Origin of the sequence: Neobacillus sp. OS1-2 (assembly GCF_030915505.1) — a bacterium.
Classification (GTDB): domain Bacteria; phylum Bacillota; class Bacilli; order Bacillales; family Cytobacillaceae; genus Neobacillus.
Map to the genome: position 1 here is coordinate 2,379,876 of NZ_CP133265.1, position 18,134 is coordinate 2,398,009.

General features: G+C 42.6%; 17 protein-coding genes. 12 read left to right on the forward strand and 5 right to left on the reverse strand.

Going from position 1 to position 18,134, the window contains the following annotated elements; genetic code table 11:
* Nucleotides 1–20: 20 nt before the first annotated feature.
* The 5 genes from nirB to RCG19_RS11700 all read left to right on the forward strand — a co-directional run bounded on the left by nirB (nt 21) and on the right by RCG19_RS11700 (nt 5,659).
* Nucleotides 21–2,447, forward strand: coding sequence for a nitrite reductase large subunit NirB (gene nirB, locus RCG19_RS11680; protein WP_308107265.1), 2,427 nt, complete (start codon nt 21–23; stop codon nt 2,445–2,447).
* The gene (nirD, locus tag RCG19_RS11685; RefSeq protein ID WP_166245219.1) at nt 2,444–2,764 is read left to right on the forward strand and encodes a nitrite reductase small subunit NirD; all 321 of its coding nucleotides are present in this window, start codon (nt 2,444–2,446) and stop codon (nt 2,762–2,764) included. The genes nirB and nirD overlap by 4 nt, the downstream gene beginning before the upstream one ends.
* 140 nt (nt 2,765–2,904) lie before the next feature.
* On the forward strand, nt 2,905–4,353 hold the full coding sequence (gene cobA / locus RCG19_RS11690) for a uroporphyrinogen-III C-methyltransferase (RefSeq protein ID WP_308107266.1): 1,449 nt from the start codon (nt 2,905–2,907) through the stop codon (nt 4,351–4,353).
* A 3-nt stretch (nt 4,354–4,356) separates the two neighbouring features.
* Nucleotides 4,357–5,073: a sirohydrochlorin chelatase gene (locus RCG19_RS11695; protein WP_308107267.1), complete on the forward strand. Its 717-nt coding sequence runs from the start codon at nt 4,357–4,359 to the stop codon at nt 5,071–5,073.
* Complete coding sequence (locus tag RCG19_RS11700; RefSeq protein WP_308107268.1) at nt 5,039–5,659, forward strand: NAD(P)-binding protein; 621 nt, start codon at nt 5,039–5,041, stop codon at nt 5,657–5,659. Before RCG19_RS11695 ends, RCG19_RS11700 begins: the two co-directional genes overlap by 35 nt.
* Nucleotides 5,660–5,756: 97 nt before the next feature.
* On the opposite strand, the gene RCG19_RS11705 is transcribed toward RCG19_RS11700, so the two are convergent.
* The gene (locus RCG19_RS11705; protein WP_308107269.1) at nt 5,757–6,227 is read right to left on the reverse strand and encodes a GNAT family N-acetyltransferase; all 471 of its coding nucleotides are present in this window, start codon (nt 6,225–6,227) and stop codon (nt 5,757–5,759) included.
* A gap of 191 nt (nt 6,228–6,418) precedes the next feature.
* On the opposite strand from RCG19_RS11705, the gene aceB reads away from it, so the two are divergent.
* From aceB to RCG19_RS11720, 3 genes are all read left to right on the forward strand, one after another.
* The gene (gene aceB, locus RCG19_RS11710; RefSeq protein WP_308107270.1) at nt 6,419–8,011 is read left to right on the forward strand and encodes a malate synthase A; all 1,593 of its coding nucleotides are present in this window, start codon (nt 6,419–6,421) and stop codon (nt 8,009–8,011) included.
* A gap of 42 nt (nt 8,012–8,053) precedes the next feature.
* Nucleotides 8,054–9,343, forward strand: coding sequence for an isocitrate lyase (aceA, locus tag RCG19_RS11715; RefSeq protein ID WP_308107271.1), 1,290 nt, complete (start codon nt 8,054–8,056; stop codon nt 9,341–9,343).
* A 235-nt stretch (nt 9,344–9,578) separates the two neighbouring features.
* The gene (locus RCG19_RS11720; RefSeq protein ID WP_308107272.1) at nt 9,579–10,010 is read left to right on the forward strand and encodes a YueI family protein; all 432 of its coding nucleotides are present in this window, start codon (nt 9,579–9,581) and stop codon (nt 10,008–10,010) included.
* Between the two features lie 187 nt (nt 10,011–10,197).
* Here the strand turns inward: RCG19_RS11720 and RCG19_RS11725 are convergent, their stop codons facing one another.
* Entirely contained in the window at nt 10,198–10,650 is a 453-nt protein-coding gene (locus tag RCG19_RS11725) for an OsmC family protein (RefSeq protein ID WP_308107273.1), read from the reverse strand.
* Nucleotides 10,651–10,740: 90 nt separating this feature from the next.
* Here RCG19_RS11725 and RCG19_RS11730 point away from each other — a divergent pair, with 90 nt between their 5' ends.
* Nucleotides 10,741–11,238: a VanZ family protein gene (locus RCG19_RS11730; RefSeq protein WP_308107274.1), complete on the forward strand. Its 498-nt coding sequence runs from the start codon at nt 10,741–10,743 to the stop codon at nt 11,236–11,238.
* Between the two features lie 22 nt (nt 11,239–11,260).
* Here the strand turns inward: RCG19_RS11730 and RCG19_RS11735 are convergent, their stop codons facing one another.
* Nucleotides 11,261–11,920, reverse strand: coding sequence for a lysozyme family protein (locus RCG19_RS11735; protein ID WP_308107275.1), 660 nt, complete (start codon nt 11,918–11,920; stop codon nt 11,261–11,263).
* Between the two features lie 211 nt (nt 11,921–12,131).
* On the opposite strand from RCG19_RS11735, the gene gatC reads away from it, so the two are divergent.
* Genes gatC through gatB form a run of 3 tightly spaced genes read left to right on the forward strand, consistent with a single transcriptional unit; the run spans nt 12,132 to nt 15,332 of the window.
* Nucleotides 12,132–12,431, forward strand: coding sequence for an Asp-tRNA(Asn)/Glu-tRNA(Gln) amidotransferase subunit GatC (gene gatC / locus RCG19_RS11740; protein WP_166245196.1), 300 nt, complete (start codon nt 12,132–12,134; stop codon nt 12,429–12,431).
* Between the two features lie 3 nt (nt 12,432–12,434).
* On the forward strand, nt 12,435–13,892 hold the full coding sequence (gene gatA / locus RCG19_RS11745) for an Asp-tRNA(Asn)/Glu-tRNA(Gln) amidotransferase subunit GatA (RefSeq protein WP_308107276.1): 1,458 nt from the start codon (nt 12,435–12,437) through the stop codon (nt 13,890–13,892).
* 12 nt (nt 13,893–13,904) lie between these two features.
* Nucleotides 13,905–15,332: an Asp-tRNA(Asn)/Glu-tRNA(Gln) amidotransferase subunit GatB gene (gene gatB / locus RCG19_RS11750; protein WP_166245192.1), complete on the forward strand. Its 1,428-nt coding sequence runs from the start codon at nt 13,905–13,907 to the stop codon at nt 15,330–15,332.
* A 568-nt stretch (nt 15,333–15,900) separates the two neighbouring features.
* Here the strand turns inward: gatB and RCG19_RS11755 are convergent.
* Nucleotides 15,901–16,332, reverse strand: a complete 432-nt coding sequence (locus RCG19_RS11755; protein WP_308107277.1) for a VOC family protein — start codon at nt 16,330–16,332, stop codon at nt 15,901–15,903.
* 133 nt (nt 16,333–16,465) lie between these two features.
* On the reverse strand, nt 16,466–17,959 hold the full coding sequence (gene putP / locus RCG19_RS11760) for a sodium/proline symporter PutP (RefSeq protein ID WP_308107278.1): 1,494 nt from the start codon (nt 17,957–17,959) through the stop codon (nt 16,466–16,468).
* Nucleotides 17,960–18,134: the final 175 nt, after the last annotated feature.

Consider the following 18,134-nt stretch of genomic DNA (forward strand, 5'->3'; position numbering starts at 1 on the left):
AACAGATAGGGAGCGACCAAATGATGAAAAAAGTAGTGATGATCGGAAACGGAATGGCTGGGATTAGAACGATTGAAGAAATCCTCAAATTAGCACCGGAACAATTTGAGATAACGATTTTTGGACAAGAACCACATCCAAACTACAATCGAATCAAGTTATCCAACATCTTGCAGGGCGATACAAACTTTGATGAAATCATTATCAATTCGCTAGATTGGTATAAAGAAAATCACATTCAATTATATATAGGCGAATCAATTGTAAAAATGGATGTGGAAGCCAAGTGTGTTATCAGTGATCAGGGGCGAAAAGTTGAGTATGATGAATTAATCATTGCGACAGGCTCAAATTCGTTCATCCTGCCGATTCCGGGTGCAGACAAAATCGGAGTAACCGGGTTTCGTGATATCCAAGATTGTGAAATGATGATCAAGTCAGCGCGGCAGTATAAAAAGGCTGTGGTCATCGGTGGCGGGCTATTAGGTCTTGAAGCTGCAAGAGGTTTGTTGAATCTTGGGATGACAGTAGATGTAGTCCATTTAATGCCGCATCTAATGGAACGACAATTGGATCCAATTGCCTCTTCTCTACTAAGAGCAGAACTTGAAGCCCAGGGTATGAACTTCTTAATGGAAAAAGAAACGGTTGAGATTCTTGGAGATGACCGCGTCACTGGTCTGCGTTTTAAAGACGGATCCGAAGTTGATGCTGACCTTGTCGTGATGGCGATTGGAATTAAATCCAATACAGCTATCGCGAAAAATAGCGGCATCTACGTCAATCGCGGTATTGTGGTCAATGACTTTATGGAAACGAGTGCCCCGCATGTGTATGCGGTAGGGGAATGTGCCGAGCACAGAGAAATTGTTTATGGCTTGGTGGCCCCGCTATATGAACAAGGAAAAGTATTAGCACAGCGGATATGCCGACAAGCAGGAGATCCATACGCAGGATCCATTACCGGAACACAGCTAAAGGTGGCAGGAGTTGACCTCTTCTCTGCAGGAGAAATTTTTGAAGACGGCACAACCAAATCAATCATGGTTTATAACGAGTTTGATGGAATCTATAAACGGGTGTTAACCAGAGATAACGTGATTGTTGGGATTGTTCTTTATGGGGACACAAAGGACAGCACACGGCTATTCCGGATGTTAACGAAAAAGGAAGACATTAGCGGGGTATCCATTTTTCAAACAGCATGTATGGGAAGCGAGGCAAGTGATGATATTGCCGCCATGCCGAATGATGAACTGGTTTGCGGTTGTAATGGTGTTACAAAAGGGGCGATTGTTGAAGCGATTAAGGCGCAGGGCCTCACAACTCTTGACCAAGTCAGCCATTGCACAAACGCCGGACGTTCATGCGGCCGCTGTAAACCGATGGTCAGCAGCATTCTTGCCCATACACTTGGTGACCAATTTGATGCTGCCGCGGCACAAAAAACAAGTATTTGCGGTTGTACTACGCTTAGCCGAGAGGAATTGGTGGCAGAAATCAAAGCCAAGGGCTTAACAAGTGTAAAAGAGGTCATGAACGTCCTTGAGTGGAACAATGAGGAAGGCTGCACGAAATGCCGTCCGGCCATCAACTATTACCTTGGCATGATTCACATGGATGAATACAAGGATGACCGTGATTCCCGGTTGGTTAACGAAAAAATGCATGCCAATATTCAAAAAGACGGAACGTACTCGGTAGTACCAAGAATGTACGGCGGAGTCACAACGGCTGCGGATTTGAAAAAAATTGCTGAAGTCGCAGAAAAGTACAATGTTCCGTTAGTAAAATTAACCGGTGGACAGCGGATTGGCTTGTTCGGTGTGAAAAAAGAAGATCTGCCGTCTATGTGGGAAGAACTCGATATGCCGTCAGGTTATGCTTATGGAAAAACACTGCGTACCGTTAAAACATGCGTTGGTGCACAATTCTGCCGCTATGGCACCCAAGATTCCATGGCTCTTGGCATCGAGCTGGAAAAGAAATTTGAACGTCTTGATACACCGCATAAAGTAAAAATGGGCGTATCAGCTTGTCCGCGAAACTGCTCTGAAGCAGGAATCAAAGATATTGGCTTTGTCGGTATTGATGGCGGCTGGGAAATTTACGTTGCGGGTAACGGGGGTGTGGATCTTCGTCCTGGTGATTTACTATTCACGGTGAAAACGGAAGAAGAAGTCATGGAGATGACGGGAGCTTATCTCCAATACTACCGGGAAACAGCGAATTATTTAGAGCGTACGTCAAAATGGGTGGAACGCATGGGTCTTGATCATGTGAAAGAAGTCCTGGCGGATGAAGAAACGCGTAAAGCGTTAAACGAACTTATTGATCAAACATTGAAAAAGTATATCGAACCTTGGAATGAAGCGATTCAAAGTGAAGAAATTCAAGATAAATATTATACTAAACACATCGTAGCGGTTGGGAGTGAGTCCAAATGATTAAAACCTTAACACGGATTCCAGTAGCACATTATTCGAATTTAAAGGCAAGATCAGGCTATTCTATTAAAATAGATGACATGGAAATTGCTCTATTTAAGGTCACAACTGGCGAGGTTTATGCACTTGAAAATCACAGTCCACATCCGAAAGGGGGCGTCCTTTCCGAAGGGCTTGTCAGCGGCCATTATGTTTACTGCCCAGTCTATGATTGGAAGATTTCATTGGCTGATGGTACAGTTCAGGCTCCAGACGAGGGGCAAGTGCGGGCTTTTCAAGTGGAAATTAATGATGATATCATTTTTATCGTATTATAGGAGCTGTTTTTCTTAGAATTTGAAAAAAGCCTTACCTAAAAGAGCCTCAGAAATTGTTTTATCGGCGAATTAAGCATGTTTATCAGCGAATCTTAAAAACTACTATCTTAGGCATGGCGACACGAAAGGAAGGCTGCATAATGAAAACAGGAAAAGTGTTTTTAGTTGGGGCAGGGCCAGGGGACGTTGGATTAATCACTGTTAAAGGAATGGAAGCCATTAAGCAAGCTGAGGTCATTTTATATGACCGGCTTGCCAATCCAAAACTATTGGAATTTGCCCCTAGGGATTGTGAGTTGATTTACTGCGGGAAATTGCCAGATCGCCATATTTTACGGCAGGAGAATATTAACGACCTGTTGGTGGAAAAGGCAATGGCAGGAAAAATAGTCGTCCGTTTAAAAGGCGGCGATCCCGGCGTTTTCGGCCGCGTGGGGGAAGAAGCGGCAGCCCTTGCCCAATACCAAATTCCTTTTGAGATTGTTCCAGGCATTTCATCGGGGATTGCAGCCCCCCTTTATGCAGGGATTCCTGTGACACATAGGGAGCATGCTGAATCCTTTGCCGTCGTCACCGCACATGACAAATCCCAGAACGGTAAACCATTGCTCGACTGGGCAGGGCTTGCCCGCGGTGTGGATACGATTGCCTTTTACATGGGAGTGGGGAATTTACCGTTTATCTGCGAAAATCTTGTAAGCAATGGTAAGCCAGCCTCCACACCGGTGATTTTAATCCAATGGGGGACATTTGGCCGCCAAAAAACCTTGCAAGGGACACTTGCAAATATCTCTGAGAAAGTGTTGAAGGCTAAGTTCACCAATCCTGCGATTATTCTTGTCGGCGAAGTGATTTCTCTTCGGGAAAAGATTAGCTGGTTTGAGAATAAGCCCTTGTATGGCCGGCAAATCCTCTTGGCCCGAACAGGTGAGAGCGTAAGCGGAATGGCGCAGCATTTGATGGATCAAGGCGCAGATGTTATCGAATTTCCGAAATGGAAAAAGACCGTGCTGCCAGTTGACCTAACAAAGGTGTCATCGTATGACAGGATTCTATTTACCTCACCTGAGAGTGTTGGCGAATTTTTCAGGGCTGTTTTTGAAAATGGCGTCGATGTCCGAAAAATAGGTGCTGATTTTTACGGAGCATCTACTAAATCGGTGAAAGCGCTAAATGAGTGTGGATTTACCGCGAAGCTTGCTGAGGAGATGACGAAGACTGGAAACTTACTAATTGTTGGTGACGATAGTATTTTGCAAAAAGGCTATGAAATGGCCGACTTTTTAGTTACTAGTAAGAAAGAGTTGGATCGTCAATTCCTGCCGATTTTTAAAAGAATGCTAGAGGAAGCAAATGTGAATACATTGGTATTCCCTAGCAGCGCCTCTGTTGGGCAGTTTGTTGATGCCTTGCAAGAATGCGACATCGATGCCCTCAAGTTATGGAAGGATTTGCAAGTTGTCAGTATGGGAAAACAAACAATGGCCGAGGTGGAAGCTGCAGGACTGCCTTCACATGGAATGCCAGAAAAAGCAACAAAGGATGCCCTCGTTGACTTTTTGGCAAGTCAGCAATGTAAGGAAGTGTAAGGGATGAAAGCCATTCTGTATATCGCACACGGAAGCCGGCGGGCTGCTGCAAATGCGAAATTTATTGCCTTTATTCAAAAAGTAATGCAGCGGTCTCCGGCAGTCATTCAGGCATTTGGTTTCCTTGAACATACTGAGCCATCTGTGGCGCAGGCGGTTGAAACCTGTATCGGGCAGGGGGCAAGTGAGATTACAGTTGTCCCTGTATTCTTATTGCCAGGAATTCATACGAATGTTGATATTCCCGCGGAGTTGGAACGCTATCCGGATAGTGTTTGTCAATATGGAAAACCGCTTGGTGTTGAGGATGTTTTGGTAAGCATTCTTGTGGATAGGCTCGGCGAGGCAGGCTTTGGCGGGTTGGAGAACGAGACGGTGCTGTTGGTGGGGCATGGGAGCCGTGTGACTGAAGCAGCGATTGAATTGGAAAGACTTGCTTCAAGTTTAGCTGAGAAAATGGCTTGTCACGTTCACACAGCCTTCGTTACAACGCCGCCATTTTATCAAGGGGTGGCAGGGAAACTAGCGGACCAGAAGATTTATATTCTCCCCTATTTCTTGTTTTCAGGAGGATATACCGTCAAAATGGAGAAAGAACTAGATGGGAATGTTGTTTTTTGTGAACCGATAGGCTTTGATGAAAAATTAATTCCGCTGATTGAAAAACGGGCAACGGAGGTGGAGCATGAGTTCAAATTATCCGATTATGATACAGCTTGAAGGGAAAAAAGTTGTGGTCGTTGGCGGCGGAAAGGTAGCTGAGCGGAAGGTTAGCGGCCTACTAGTGTCAGGGGCCCGTGTAGTGATGATTAGCCCAAAAGCAACGGAAAAATTACAAGAGCTTTTCGAGGCTGGAAAAATTGAATGGTTGCAACGGCCGTTTTGTGATGTCGATTTAAAGGGAGCGTTTATGGTTTTTGCGGCCACAAATGATAGTAGGGTGAATCAATTGATAAAAGAATCTGTGGAACCTCACCAACTGGTCATGATAGTGGATGACCCGGATAGTTCTGACTTTCACCTGCCAGCGGTTGTATATCGAGGTCGTTTGTCGATTGCTGTTTCAACGGGCGGTGCCAGCCCAACGCTTTCCAAGAAGATTCGTGCGCAGCTTGAACGAGAGTTTGATGACCAGTACGCGGAATACCTCGAGTTTCTTTTTATGAAGAGGAAGTGGATTATTGGTCAAGTTGCAGACCCTGCTTTAAAAAGAAGTTTGTTAACAGCTATCGTTAGTGACGATTTTTTACACAGCCTCGATCGTGAGGGAGATTTTCAGCGGCTATATGAGGAATTGATTTACTAACGATACCATGTACTTGAGGGTCTCTCCTTAGGTAATTCTGTGAAAAAAGAACTCAAATATCGATGTAGACGCATTCGTAATCCATAAATTTACCAAATTACTCTCGAACCATCGTGATAAATAAAACATCCCCATGCCTAAATGACTTTTTCATCTCAAATCCATGTTTTTCGTAGAGATGAATAGCGCGGGTATTAAATGCCACCACGGTTAGTCGGAGTGATACCGTACCGACCTGACTCTGTATATGATTTAGAATAAACGTTAAAAACAAATGACCTCGCCCTTGCCCCGTAAATATGGGGTTCATCCCAATCCCGATATCCAAATAACCAGCAGGATAGGCCCCAAATATACTTCCAATCGGTACTTGTGCCGATTCCCCCATGCAGAAATATCCGAATATCTCATCAAGATCGTCTACTACCACAAAATAGGAATGATTCAGCAATTCCCTCACAGCCGCCACACTGTACTCATTATTATAAAAATCATAGGGTGCCTCGTATTTCCAACTCAATATTTCTTCTGCAAAAATATCATCCATTTCCATCACTTTTAGTAACATAAAGTCCCTCCCAAAAACATTCAAGTAAGGTCAGAGTATACTGGCGTTTTATAAGGTGATTATATCGCAACAGGGGAAATTTTACCTATTTTTGAAAAAAATTCAGAAAAGTAGTTCCATTTTTGAAAAGTGTGTTATATAATACAAAACATAAATAGTTGTTGTATTATAACAAAGAGGTGATCAAGTTCATGTCGACGCAAACGACAGGTATTGAAGTGGTTGGGGCATTGAAAGCCCAGTACGATGAGGTTTTAACACCGGAGGCTTTAAATTTTATTGAAGAATTGGAACGCAACTTTGGTGAAAGAAGAGTGGAACTGTTACAGTACAGGGGAAAACGACAAGCAGAAATTGATAATGGGAAATTGCCAGATTTCCTGCCTGAAACGAAGCATATCCGGAATGGGGAGTGGACAGTTGCACCACTGCCGAAAGACCTTCAAGACCGCCGGGTAGAAATTACCGGACCAACTGACCGAAAAATGGTGATCAATGCCTTAAACTCAGGGGCAAAATTATTTATGGCAGATTTTGAGGATGCCACTTCACCGACATGGGAAAATGCGGTTGAAGGACAGATCAACCTACGGGATGCAATAAACCGGACGATTATCTTCGAACATCCAAATGGAAAGAAATATACCCTTAATGAGGAAACGGCAGTCCTGATCCCTAGACCGCGTGGCCTCCATCTTGAGGAAAAACATGTGCTATTAGATGGCAAGCCTATCTCAGGAAGCTTTTTCGATTTTGGGTTGTACTTTTTCCATAATGTAAAAAACCTGCTGGCTAGAGGTACTGGACCCTATTTCTACCTTCCAAAACTTGAAAGCCATTTAGAAGCCCGGCTTTGGAATGATGTGTTTGTGTATGCACAAGAAAAGCTTGGAATACCACAGGGAACCATTAAAGCAACGGTTTTGATTGAAACAATTATGGCGGCGTTTGAAATGGATGAGATTCTTTATGAATTAAAGGAGCATTCAGCAGGCTTGAACTGCGGCAGATGGGATTATATTTTCAGTTTCATTAAAAAGCTGCGGAACCAAACGGATGTTATTTTACCAGATCGAGCTCAAGTCACGATGACTTCGCCGTTTATGCGTTCTTACTCATTACTTACGATTCAAACCTGTCATCGCCGTAAAGCACCGGCAATGGGCGGAATGGCTGCTCAAATCCCGGTGAAAAATAACCCACGGGCAAACGATGAGGCCTTTGCCAAAGTCCGTGCTGATAAAGAGCGAGAAGCACGAGATGGACATGATGGAACATGGGTAGCCCATCCAGGACTTGTGCCGGTGGCAATGGAAGCATTCGATCGTGAAATGCCAACGCCAAACCAAATACACACACCGAAGCAACAAAAAATTACGATTACCGCACAAGACCTACTGGAGGTACCGGGCGGAACGATTACAGAAACAGGCGTCCGCACGAATATTAATGTGGGCATTCAATATGTCGCTTCATGGCTTTCCGGCAGAGGTGCCGCACCAATTTATCATTTAATGGAGGACGCGGCAACAGCTGAGATTTCACGTGCCCAGCTTTGGCAGTGGATCCGCCATCCGAAAGGTGTACTCGCTGACGGCAGGAAAGTAACAATTGAAATGTATGAGCAATTGAAGGTAGAGGAACTGGAAAGAATCAAACAGGAAATTGGAACGCCAGGCTTCGAAAATGGCCGGTTTGATGAAGCTGTTCAACTTTTTGATAAATTAATTTTAGATGATGAGTTTGTTGATTTCTTAACATTACCTGGATATAAGCAATTATAAAATAGCTATTAAATTTTACTAGATTAATAGGAGGAAAATAAAATGACAAATTTAAGAGTAGCGCAATTACAAGAAAGTTGGGAAATGGATAGCCGTTGGAATGGAATTACACGACCATACACTGCGGAGGATGTCATTAAATTGCGCGGGTCGATTGATATTGAACATACTTTGGCACAAAAGGGCTCCGAAAAACTATGGAAACTATTAAATGAAGAAGACTATATTAATGCCCTTGGTGCCTTAACAGGAAATCAGGCGGTCCAGCAGGTAAAAGCAGGACTGAAAGCCATTTACTTAAGCGGCTGGCAAGTAGCGGCAGACGCCAACCTTTCCGGACATATGTATCCGGACCAAAGCTTGTACCCGGCTAACAGCGTTCCAAGTGTTGTCAAACGAATTAATCAAGCATTACAGCGTGCTGACCAAATCACCCATTCAGAGGGAGATGATTCCATCGATTGGTTCGCCCCGATTGTTGCCGATGCAGAAGCAGGCTTTGGCGGCCAATTAAACTGTTTCGAATTGATGAAGGGCATGATTGAAGCCGGTGCGTCAGGTGTACACTTTGAAGATCAGCTTTCTTCTGAGAAAAAGTGCGGCCACTTAGGTGGTAAAGTATTGCTGCCAACACAAACGGCGGTTCGCAATTTGATTGCGGCACGGTTAGCGGCTGATGTGATGGGCGTGCCAACGGTACTAGTTGCCCGGACGGATGCCAATGCGGCAGATTTAATTACAAGTGATATCGATATGAATGATGCGCCTTTCATTACCGGCGAGCGGACACCGGAAGGATTTTTCCGAGTGAAAGCAGGGATTAACCAAGCGATTGCCCGCGGCTTAGCTTACGCTCCATACGCCGACCTTATTTGGTGTGAGACTTCTGAGCCAAATATTGAGGAGGCTAGACAATTTGCTGAAGCCATTCATGAGCAGTTCCCTGGTAAGTTACTCGCTTACAACTGTTCGCCATCCTTCAACTGGAAAAAGAAGCTCGATCAAGAAACGATTGCAACATTCCAACAAGAGCTTGGGAAAATGGGCTACAAGTTCCAATTCGTCACACTTGCTGGCTTCCATGCTTTAAACCATGGTATGTTCGAGCTTGCTCGCGGCTACAAAGAGCGCGGCATGGCGGCATACTCTGAATTACAGCAAGCTGAATTTGAGAGCGAGCAGTACGGCTACACGGCAACACGTCACCAGCGTGAGGTTGGAACAGGTTACTTTGACCAAGTTTCCATGGTGATTACAGGTGGAACGTCTTCAACAACAGCTTTAAAAGGCTCTACGGAAGAAGAACAATTCACGGGCTCAACTAAAAAATAGTGCTGTAGGGCTGCGGCGGCGGATCCTTCCCTCCATATTGGAGGGGAGGATTTTTTTGGGGGAGGGGCATGGTTACTGTCGGATAAGAAAGAGTGACTGTTGGATAAGCAATGTTTACTGTCGTATAGCTACCTTTCCCCTCAAAAAGGCAATTCCGTTATCGATTATTTTGGTCTGGAACACTTTTTAGGGTATTATCATACATAATAATAGCCTTTATATGGAGTTGATTTGTTTGAATAAACCTACCGTTGACGAGGTCTTGCAGCAAGGTATTCATGGTCCATTGGAAACAAAACCGGATGAACGGCGCAAATACTTAGGAACGATCCGGGAACGTATTATTGTTGCCCTTTATAAGAAACAGGTGGCAGAGGCTGCGGTTTATCCACAAATCGAGCAGTTGATGAAGGAATACCCAGGGGCTCAGCTATTACTAAATGGAAACATGATGTATGAGGAATTATCAAAGTATGTTAAATTGGCAACGAAACAAAAGATCGAACATAAACTTGTTGCCAACAAAGAGTATGACACAGAAATTGGCTTAATTTTAGCCATGCCCCATGCAATTGATAAGGAAGAAATTTTTATCACAAAAAAGAAACCCTACTTGGAGAAGCCGCAGGAAAAAAAGGGACTATTCGCAAAGATTTTTAAAAGGTAAATAAAAAGTGTGTGATCCAATTAAATTGGATCACACTTTTTATTATTTTTAGGACAAAACTGTCCTCATGGGGCGTTCATGAGGACAGTAATCATTGAGGTGGAGCAGAAACTGTCCTCATAGGGCGTTCATGAGGACATAAATCATTGAGGTGGAACAGAAACTGTCCTCATGAAACCCCAACCCCTTATGAGTTTGCTACTTCCACCTTAGCCTCCAACTCGATTTCCACATTTCCTTTAACGGCGCGGCTGATCATGCAGGAACCTTCCGCCTTTTCGGCAAGCACCCCCGCCAACTCAACGTCTTTTTCTGTTGCGTCGGACTTCAAGACAATGCGCGGGCGGTGGATTATCTTCTTATATGTAATAACTCCTTTAGTTACATCCACAATGCCTTCGGATTCCATTGTTAAATTTTCCTTTTCAAGCCCACTCCGTTCCATCATCGCTGCAAGGGTAATGATATAGCAAGTTGCCGCGGCTCCGAGGAGCATTTCATCTGGATTGGTTCCGACTCCAGGACCATCCATTTCCGGCGGTATCGAGACCTTTGTTTTCAGACTCCCCGTCTCAATTTCTCCGACATCATTCCGTAATCCCGGCCAGTTAGCTTTTAAGTGAAAAATATGTTCCGCCATTCTAAATTCCTCCAATTTGAAAATTGTCCCCATACACGATGGAAAATATGGTATGGTTATTCTGATATGTTAAAAATGGAGCAGTGATGCATGAAAATTATTTTTAAAATGGCACTATTACTAGTTCTTTGTTTATACTTGGCCATTCTATCAAAATTAATTTTGTTTAAATATATTTCGTTATCTGAGATTATTAATCATTTTAACTTTACCTATGATGAATACCACTGGAGGTCGAACAATTTTGTCCCCTTGAAAACCATCTACTTTTACTTGTTCTTAGCAGATATCAATCTAAATATCCGAATCGTAAACCTTGCAGGAAATATCATTGGTTTTGCGCCTTTCGGCTTTATTCTACCATTGGTTGCAAAAAAGTTTCAAAGGTTTAGTGCTGTGACCGTTGCCACCTTCTTTTTAAGCCTGACGTTCGAACTATTGCAGTTAGTCTTTGAATTCGGCAGCTTTGACGTGGACGATTTGATTTTGAATACCATTGGTGGGATGTTGGGTTATATTCCTTTCAAACTTGGTTATCTTCTTATTAAATCGAAAAAGAGAATGATGGATAAACAAAAATATACGTAATATGAAGACACCCGATGGATTCTTAAAAAGATCCACCGGGTGTCTTTTTACTACTATTGACAGGCACACTATTCGCTAAATGTTGAATGTTTTTTGCTACTTTAGTGCTGTAGGTAAAATCACCATAACAGTAGGGATAGCGGAAATTATGTGTATCACCGCCACAATTATAAAGGGCCGGCTTTTCTTTTGCCCTTAAAAGTGAGTATTCCTTTGCTAATTCCTCGCTATGCTTGCCGCCATGCTCGGCGATATAGTCAACATAACCACTTCCCATATTGTAGGCTTGAATAATCGTTGGGAAATCAACCTTTTTTTGATTCCCATATGTGAGTACACGCTGAAAGTGCTTTACCCCAACTTCAATACTTTGCTTGGGGTCTGTAATGGAGTTTGGCGCTAACCCGGCAGATTCCGAAGCTTGCATCGGATCGCCGCCTTTTCCGTGGCTTTCTTGCTGCATCAGGGCTATAAGGACATCTGTATGACTTTCAAGTTGATATTTTGCTAATTCATCGTATAGTAAGGGACTATATTTTTTAGCATCAGCAAATGGGTCGTTTTCTATTAGGTGTGGAAGGGAATTTTGTTTTTGAAAAAATGCCTGAAACATCGCTAAGCCGCAAAATAGGATAAACAGAACGAAAAAGGTTTTGAATTTCTTCCGTCTTCTTTTTTTCATGAATCCTTCTCCTAAACCAAATCTTACTTTAACATTATAAGGGAATAGTAAGGCAAAGTCATGATGAACGATTAAAGATTGAGGTTTTTTAAATGGGAATAATCTAAAAAAACAAACTATTGTCCATACTGAAGAAGGAATCATTGCGGTAAAGCGGAAAAGTTTGGTATTATCAATAGTAAAATAACATTGGGATTGGGGGTCAAAATAGATGTCACGAATTTCGGAGGAACAGGTCAAGCATGTTGCCAATCTGGCGCGCTTGGCGATTACGGATGAAGAAACAGAAAAGTTTACAAAACAGCTTGATGCCATCATTACTTTTGCAGAGCAATTAAATGAATTGGATACGGAAAATGTAGAGCCTACATACCATGTGCTTGATATGAAAAATGTCTTACGGGAAGATATTCCCCAACAAGGGTTACCAAGAGAAGAGGTACTCAAAAACGCACCGGAGCATCAAGACGGGCAAATTAAAGTACCAAACATTATGGGAAAGGAGGATTAAAAAGTGAGTTTATTTGATTATAAAGTTGCGGATTTACACGAGTTAATACATAAAAAGGAACTTAAGGTTACGGATCTAGTAGATGAATCTTATAAACGAATCGGCGCAGTCGAGGACAAAGTCCAGGCTTTTTTAACGTTGGATGAAGAACAAGCCAGAAAAACGGCAAATGCATTTGATGAAAAGCTAAACACAGCCACTGAAAAAGGATTGTTGTTCGGAATGCCGATTGGGGTGAAGGATAACATTGTAACAAAAGGCTTACGAACAACCTGTGCGAGTAAAATACTTGAAAACTTTGATCCAATATACGATGCAACCGTCGTGCAAAAGCTGCAACAGGCAGAAACGGTGACGATCGGGAAACTAAACATGGACGAGTTTGCCATGGGTTCATCAAATGAAAACTCAGCATTTAAAAAGACCCGCAATCCGTGGGATCTTGACCGGGTGCCAGGGGGGTCTTCAGGCGGTTCAGCAGCGTCAGTTGCCGCAGGGGAAGTGCTATTTTCATTAGGATCCGATACAGGCGGTTCGATTCGCCAGCCTGCATCGTTCTGTGGCGTTGTCGGTATGAAGCCGACATATGGCCGTGTTTCTCGATTTGGTCTTGTTGCGTTTGCATCATCCCTTGATCAAATTGGACCAATTACGAGAACCGTTGAGGACAATGCCTATCTATTACAAGCAATCTCAGGGCTTGACCCAATGGACTCGACATCTGCAAATGTGGCTGTTCCAAACTTTACTGCAGCATTAACTGGCGACGTAAAAGGTCTCAAAATCGCTGTGCCAAAAGAATATCTTGGCGAAGGTGTTAGCGAAACGGTTCGTCAATCTGTGTTAAATGCGCTTAAAGTTCTTGAAGGTCTTGGTGCAGTTTGGGAAGAAGTTTCATTGCCACATTCTAAATACGCTTTAGCAGCTTATTATTTACTTTCTTCATCTGAGGCATCGGCAAACCTTTCCCGTTTTGACGGTGTACGCTACGGTTACCGGACTCAAGATGCTGAAAGCTTAATTGATTTATATAAAAAGACACGTGCAGAAGGCTTCGGTGATGAAGTGAAACGGCGGATTATGCTCGGAACGTTTGCGCTAAGCTCAGGCTACTATGATGCTTATTATAAAAAAGCACAACAGGTCCGGACTTTGATTAAGAAGGACTTTGAAGATCTATTTGCCAAATTTGATGTCATTGTTGGGCCGACAACGCCAACGCCTGCTTTTAAAATCGGTGAAAAGATCGAAGACCCGTTAACCATGTACGTGAATGATATTTTAACCATTCCTTTGAATCTAGCTGGTTTGCCAGGGATCTCCGTTCCATGCGGTTTTGATGCGGGTCTGCCGCTGGGATTACAAATCATTGGCAAGTATTTTGATGAAGAGACAGTATACCGTGCGGCCCATGCGTTCGAGCAAGCAACAGACTTTTATAAACAAAAGCCGGAATTATAGGGGGTGAAAACAATGGAATTTGAAACAGTGATTGGACTTGAGGTCCATGTTGAGTTAAAAACAGATTCAAAAATCTTCTCAGCGAGTCCAAACCATTTTGGCGCTGAGCCGAATACGAATACGAGTGTCATTGATTTAGGATATCCAGGGGTTTTGCCTGTCCTTAATAAAAAGGCAGTTGAATTCGGAATGAAAGCGGCAATGGCGATAAACTGCGAAGTCGCGACCCATACGAAGTTTGACCGCAAGAACTATTTTTACCCAGATAATCCAAAGGCCTACCAAATCTCTCAGTTTGACAAGCCAATCGGCGAGCATGGCTGGATTGAGATTGAGGTAAATGGGTATACGAAACGGATTGGAATTACACGAATTCATTTGGAAGAGGATGCCGGAAAGCTGAACCATGGCAAGGGTTATTCCTTGGTTGACTACAACCGCCAAGGTACACCGCTAGTAGAAATTGTTTCAGAGCCGGACATCCGTACCCCTGATGAAGCCTATGCGTATCTTGAAAAATTAAAGTCCATTATTCAATACACAGGCGTTTCCGATTGTAAAATGGAAGAGGGTTCACTCCGTTGTGACGCCAATATTTCGATTCGTCCGGTAGGACAAAAGGAATTTGGAACGAAAACGGAATTGAAGAACCTAAACTCTTTCAACTTTGTCCGCAAAGGTCTTGAGTATGAAGAGAAACGTCAACGAGAAGTTGTTTCTGCGGGTGGAGTAATTGATCAGGAAACACGCCGCTTTGACGAATCAACCGGAGCTACGTTATTAATGAGGGTGAAAGAAGGTTCGGACGATTATCGTTACTTCCCAGAACCAGATTTGCTCGATTTGTATATTGACGAAGACTGGAAAGCGCGAATTCGTGCTGAAATCCCGGAACTTCCAGATGAAAGACAAAAACGTTATGTGGAGGAACTCGGATTACCCGTTTATGATGCCAAGGTTTTAACAGTAACGAAAGAGATGGCTGATTTCTTTGAAGCCACCGTTGCTGGGGGTGCCGATGCAAAGCTTGCTTCTAACTGGATCATGGGTGATGTTTCCGCCTATTTGAATGCTGAGTCGAAGGAACTTGACCAGGTTGCTTTAACTCCACAGGGCTTAGCGGGAATGATTAAGTTGATTGAAAATGGTACGATTTCATCAAAGATTGCCAAGACAGTTTTTCAAGAGTTAATCGAAAACGGCGGCGATGCTGAGAAAATCGTAAAGGACAAAGGGCTCGTGCAAATTTCCGATGAGGGAACCCTCTTGAAAGTTATTTCTGAAGTCCTTGATGCCAATCCACAATCCATTGAAGATTTTAAGAATGGCAAAAATAAAGCAGTCGGTTTCCTTGTTGGACAGCTGATGAAGGCGACAAAAGGACAAGCCAATCCACAAATTGTTAATAAATTGTTACAGCAGGAATTACAAAAACGTTAAATAAGAAATGCGCAAGCGACCTGTTCAGAGGCGTATGGCCTGGAGCTAAACATTTCTCAAAGCCGTAACTTATAAATTCTTAATAAGAAAGCTGGCAGATCCTCCGTCTGTCAGCTATTTTTGTGAGAAAAAAGTCGAACGAATTTCGACATTTCATTTTTCAATTTCCCGGGAAAAAATCAAGAGTTATATGGATTTTAACCATGGCTAATTAAACGTTTGGTTAAAAGGGAAATAGGGGAATGCAAGTCGAAATATGTATTATGAACGGCATTGTGATGTATTTCGTCATGGTTCACAGATAAAACTATATAATTGATTCTCAAATTCGACATTATTTTTACTGATTTTAAGAATAAAAACCTTTATTTATAAGCCCTGATAGCATTTTAATCAAACATTTGATTGGTTTATTTTTTCTTAACTAATCGTTTGGTTAAAAGTACCAAAATCTTTGATATAACAGACTTTTCTTACTGAAACTACTAAGAATTTTGTTGAAAATTGGTTGTAACATAAAAAATGAAAGGGTTTCTTAAAATTTATTTAGATACCCTCCTCTAATCATTTAAAATGAAATCATCGCTCCGCGTTCATCAAAGACAGAGCTTGGATTCCACGCCACTTCCCATAAATTGTTTTCAGGGTCGGCAAAATAGGCGGTGCGTCCGCCCCAAAAGGCATCACTTGGTTCCCGTAATATTTTCCCGCCGACCTTGCGAACCTCTTCAATCGTTGTATCCACCTGAGCAGACTCCTCCACGTTTATCGCAAAGGACACAGGGCGATAGGTTTCAGGAGAATGCGCTAGTTCTATTCCGGCATCCTTTGCTAACTCGGCAATGGGGAACAATGAAAGCAGAACCCCAGCCGTCTTAAAGACAGCATATTGATCAGAGCTAAATTCTGTTTCTTCCCAGCCTAGCGATTTGTAAAAAGCACGTAGAACAGGTAAATCAAATGCACCTACTGTAAGCAAGCTTACTCTTTGAGGAATCATTATTTTATACCTCCATTTTAGTATTTGTCCTTGTAACTGTTCTTCAATTGGTTATTATTCTCCTTCTTAATAGGAGAATACGGATATGACGGAAAAACGCTCGGATTCATTAAATCCGAGCGTTTCCTATGCATTATTCTTGTTTTAACAAACGGACACTTTCATTAAATTCTTTTTCAATAGTCTCGTTCTTCTTGTAAGTAAGTAGGCTGACAACAACAGCCACAATTAGATTTAAAACAAATCCTGGAACGATTTCATAAAGTGATTCGCCGAAAAGAACTTTACCAAGGTCACCATTTTTCCAGACGATAACGGTAACGGCTCCGACAATCATGCCGAACAAGGCGCCCCAGTTTGTGATCTTTTTCCAAAATAGACTTAGCAGAATAATAGGACCAAAGGCAGCTCCAAATCCTGCCCATGCATATGCGACCAGATCTAATATGGTACTATTTTGTTTGAAGGCAAGTGCTGAAGCGATAATCGCGACGAGAAGGACGGCCATTCTTCCTAAGAAAACAAGATGTTTATCCTTTGCGTCTTTATTCATGACGACTTTGTACAGATCTTCAACAAGTGCACTTGATGTTACAATTAACTGTGAAGAGATTGTACTCATAATCGCTGCTAGAATCGCAGCCAATGCAAATCCTGCAAAAATAGGGTGGAATAAAATCTGACTAAGTTCAATGAAAACGGCTTCAGGATTTTCTAAGACATGCTGTGGATTATTATGAAAATAGGCGATACCAATTAATCCTGTAAAGATGGTGCCGATAAGTGAGATAATCATCCAGCCCATCCCAATTCGACGTGCACTCTTCGTTTCTTTTATCGTTTTGATAGCCATAAAGCGGACGATAATATGCGGTTGTCCGAAATAGCCAAGGCCCCAAGCCATCGCTGAGATGATGCCAATCCCTGTTGTCCCTTTTAATAAGTCTAATCTTGTAGGATCAATTGCACGCACGGTATCAAACGTTTCTGCTGGACCGCCAGTACTGAAGATTCCAATAGCTGGAACAAGCAGCAGGGCAATCAACATCATTAGGCCTTGAATAAAGTCAGTATAACTAACAGCCAGGAACCCGCCGAATAAGGTGTAGGCAACAACAACACCGCCCACGATATACAGGCCAGTATGGTAGCTTGTTCCAAATGAACTTTCAAAAAATACGGCTCCTGAAACCATCCCCGATGAAACATAGAAAGTAAAGAATAGAAGAATAACAATACCTGAAACGATTCGGAGTAGTTTCGTTTTGTCTTTAAAGCGATTCTCGAGATAGCTTGGAATCGTAATTGAATCATTTGCAACCTGAGTGTATGACCGCAGGCGTGGTGCAACCAGGAGCCAGTTTAGGTATGCCCCGATGGTTAAACCAACGGCAATCCATGCGTCGGCTAAACCGGTTACATAAATACCTCCAGGTAGACCCATCAAAAGCCAACCGCTCATGTCAGCGGCGCCGGCACTCAAGGCAGTTACAGCAGGCCCTAATGACCTTCCCCCAAGCATGTAATCTGTCAGATTGCTCGTTTTTCGATAGGAATACCAGCCGATGAATAACATCATGGCGATGTAGACTCCAATCGAAACCAGCTGTAGTGAAACATTGGACATATATTTACCCCCTTTGTTATCGATAGAAAATAATTCAAATAATATTTCCTATATAAAAAATATTCTATCAATTTTATTATCCCATTTCTAGTGTTAAAAAATTGCTTTTTTGAAATAGGAAAATGTACTTGTAGAATAACAATAGAAAGTGAACAGAAAGCAGTTCTTTTGTAAC

Bases quoted from the DNA above. Each gene is read 5' to 3' on its own strand.
- RCG19_RS11725 (WP_308107273.1), bottom strand. From the start codon at position 10,650: ATGGCGGAACATATTTTTCACTTAAAAGCTAACTGGCCGGGATTACGG.
- nirD (WP_166245219.1), top strand. From the start codon at position 2,444: ATGATTAAAACCTTAACACGGATTCCAGTAGCACATTATTCGAATTTA.
- RCG19_RS11695 (WP_308107267.1), top strand. From the start codon at position 4,357: ATGAAAGCCATTCTGTATATCGCACACGGAAGCCGGCGGGCTGCTGCA.
- putP (WP_308107278.1), bottom strand. From the start codon at position 17,959: ATGTCCAATGTTTCACTACAGCTGGTTTCGATTGGAGTCTACATCGCC.
- aceB (WP_308107270.1), top strand. From the start codon at position 6,419: ATGTCGACGCAAACGACAGGTATTGAAGTGGTTGGGGCATTGAAAGCC.
- nirB (WP_308107265.1), top strand. From the start codon at position 21: ATGATGAAAAAAGTAGTGATGATCGGAAACGGAATGGCTGGGATTAGA.
- gatB (WP_166245192.1), top strand. From the start codon at position 13,905: ATGGAATTTGAAACAGTGATTGGACTTGAGGTCCATGTTGAGTTAAAA.
- RCG19_RS11755 (WP_308107277.1), bottom strand. From the start codon at position 16,332: ATGATTCCTCAAAGAGTAAGCTTGCTTACAGTAGGTGCATTTGATTTA.
- RCG19_RS11705 (WP_308107269.1), bottom strand. From the start codon at position 6,227: ATGTTACTAAAAGTGATGGAAATGGATGATATTTTTGCAGAAGAAATA.
- aceA (WP_308107271.1), top strand. From the start codon at position 8,054: ATGACAAATTTAAGAGTAGCGCAATTACAAGAAAGTTGGGAAATGGAT.
- RCG19_RS11730 (WP_308107274.1), top strand. From the start codon at position 10,741: ATGAAAATTATTTTTAAAATGGCACTATTACTAGTTCTTTGTTTATAC.
- RCG19_RS11735 (WP_308107275.1), bottom strand. From the start codon at position 11,920: ATGAAAAAAAGAAGACGGAAGAAATTCAAAACCTTTTTCGTTCTGTTT.
- RCG19_RS11700 (WP_308107268.1), top strand. From the start codon at position 5,039: ATGAGTTCAAATTATCCGATTATGATACAGCTTGAAGGGAAAAAAGTT.
- cobA (WP_308107266.1), top strand. From the start codon at position 2,905: ATGAAAACAGGAAAAGTGTTTTTAGTTGGGGCAGGGCCAGGGGACGTT.
- gatC (WP_166245196.1), top strand. From the start codon at position 12,132: ATGTCACGAATTTCGGAGGAACAGGTCAAGCATGTTGCCAATCTGGCG.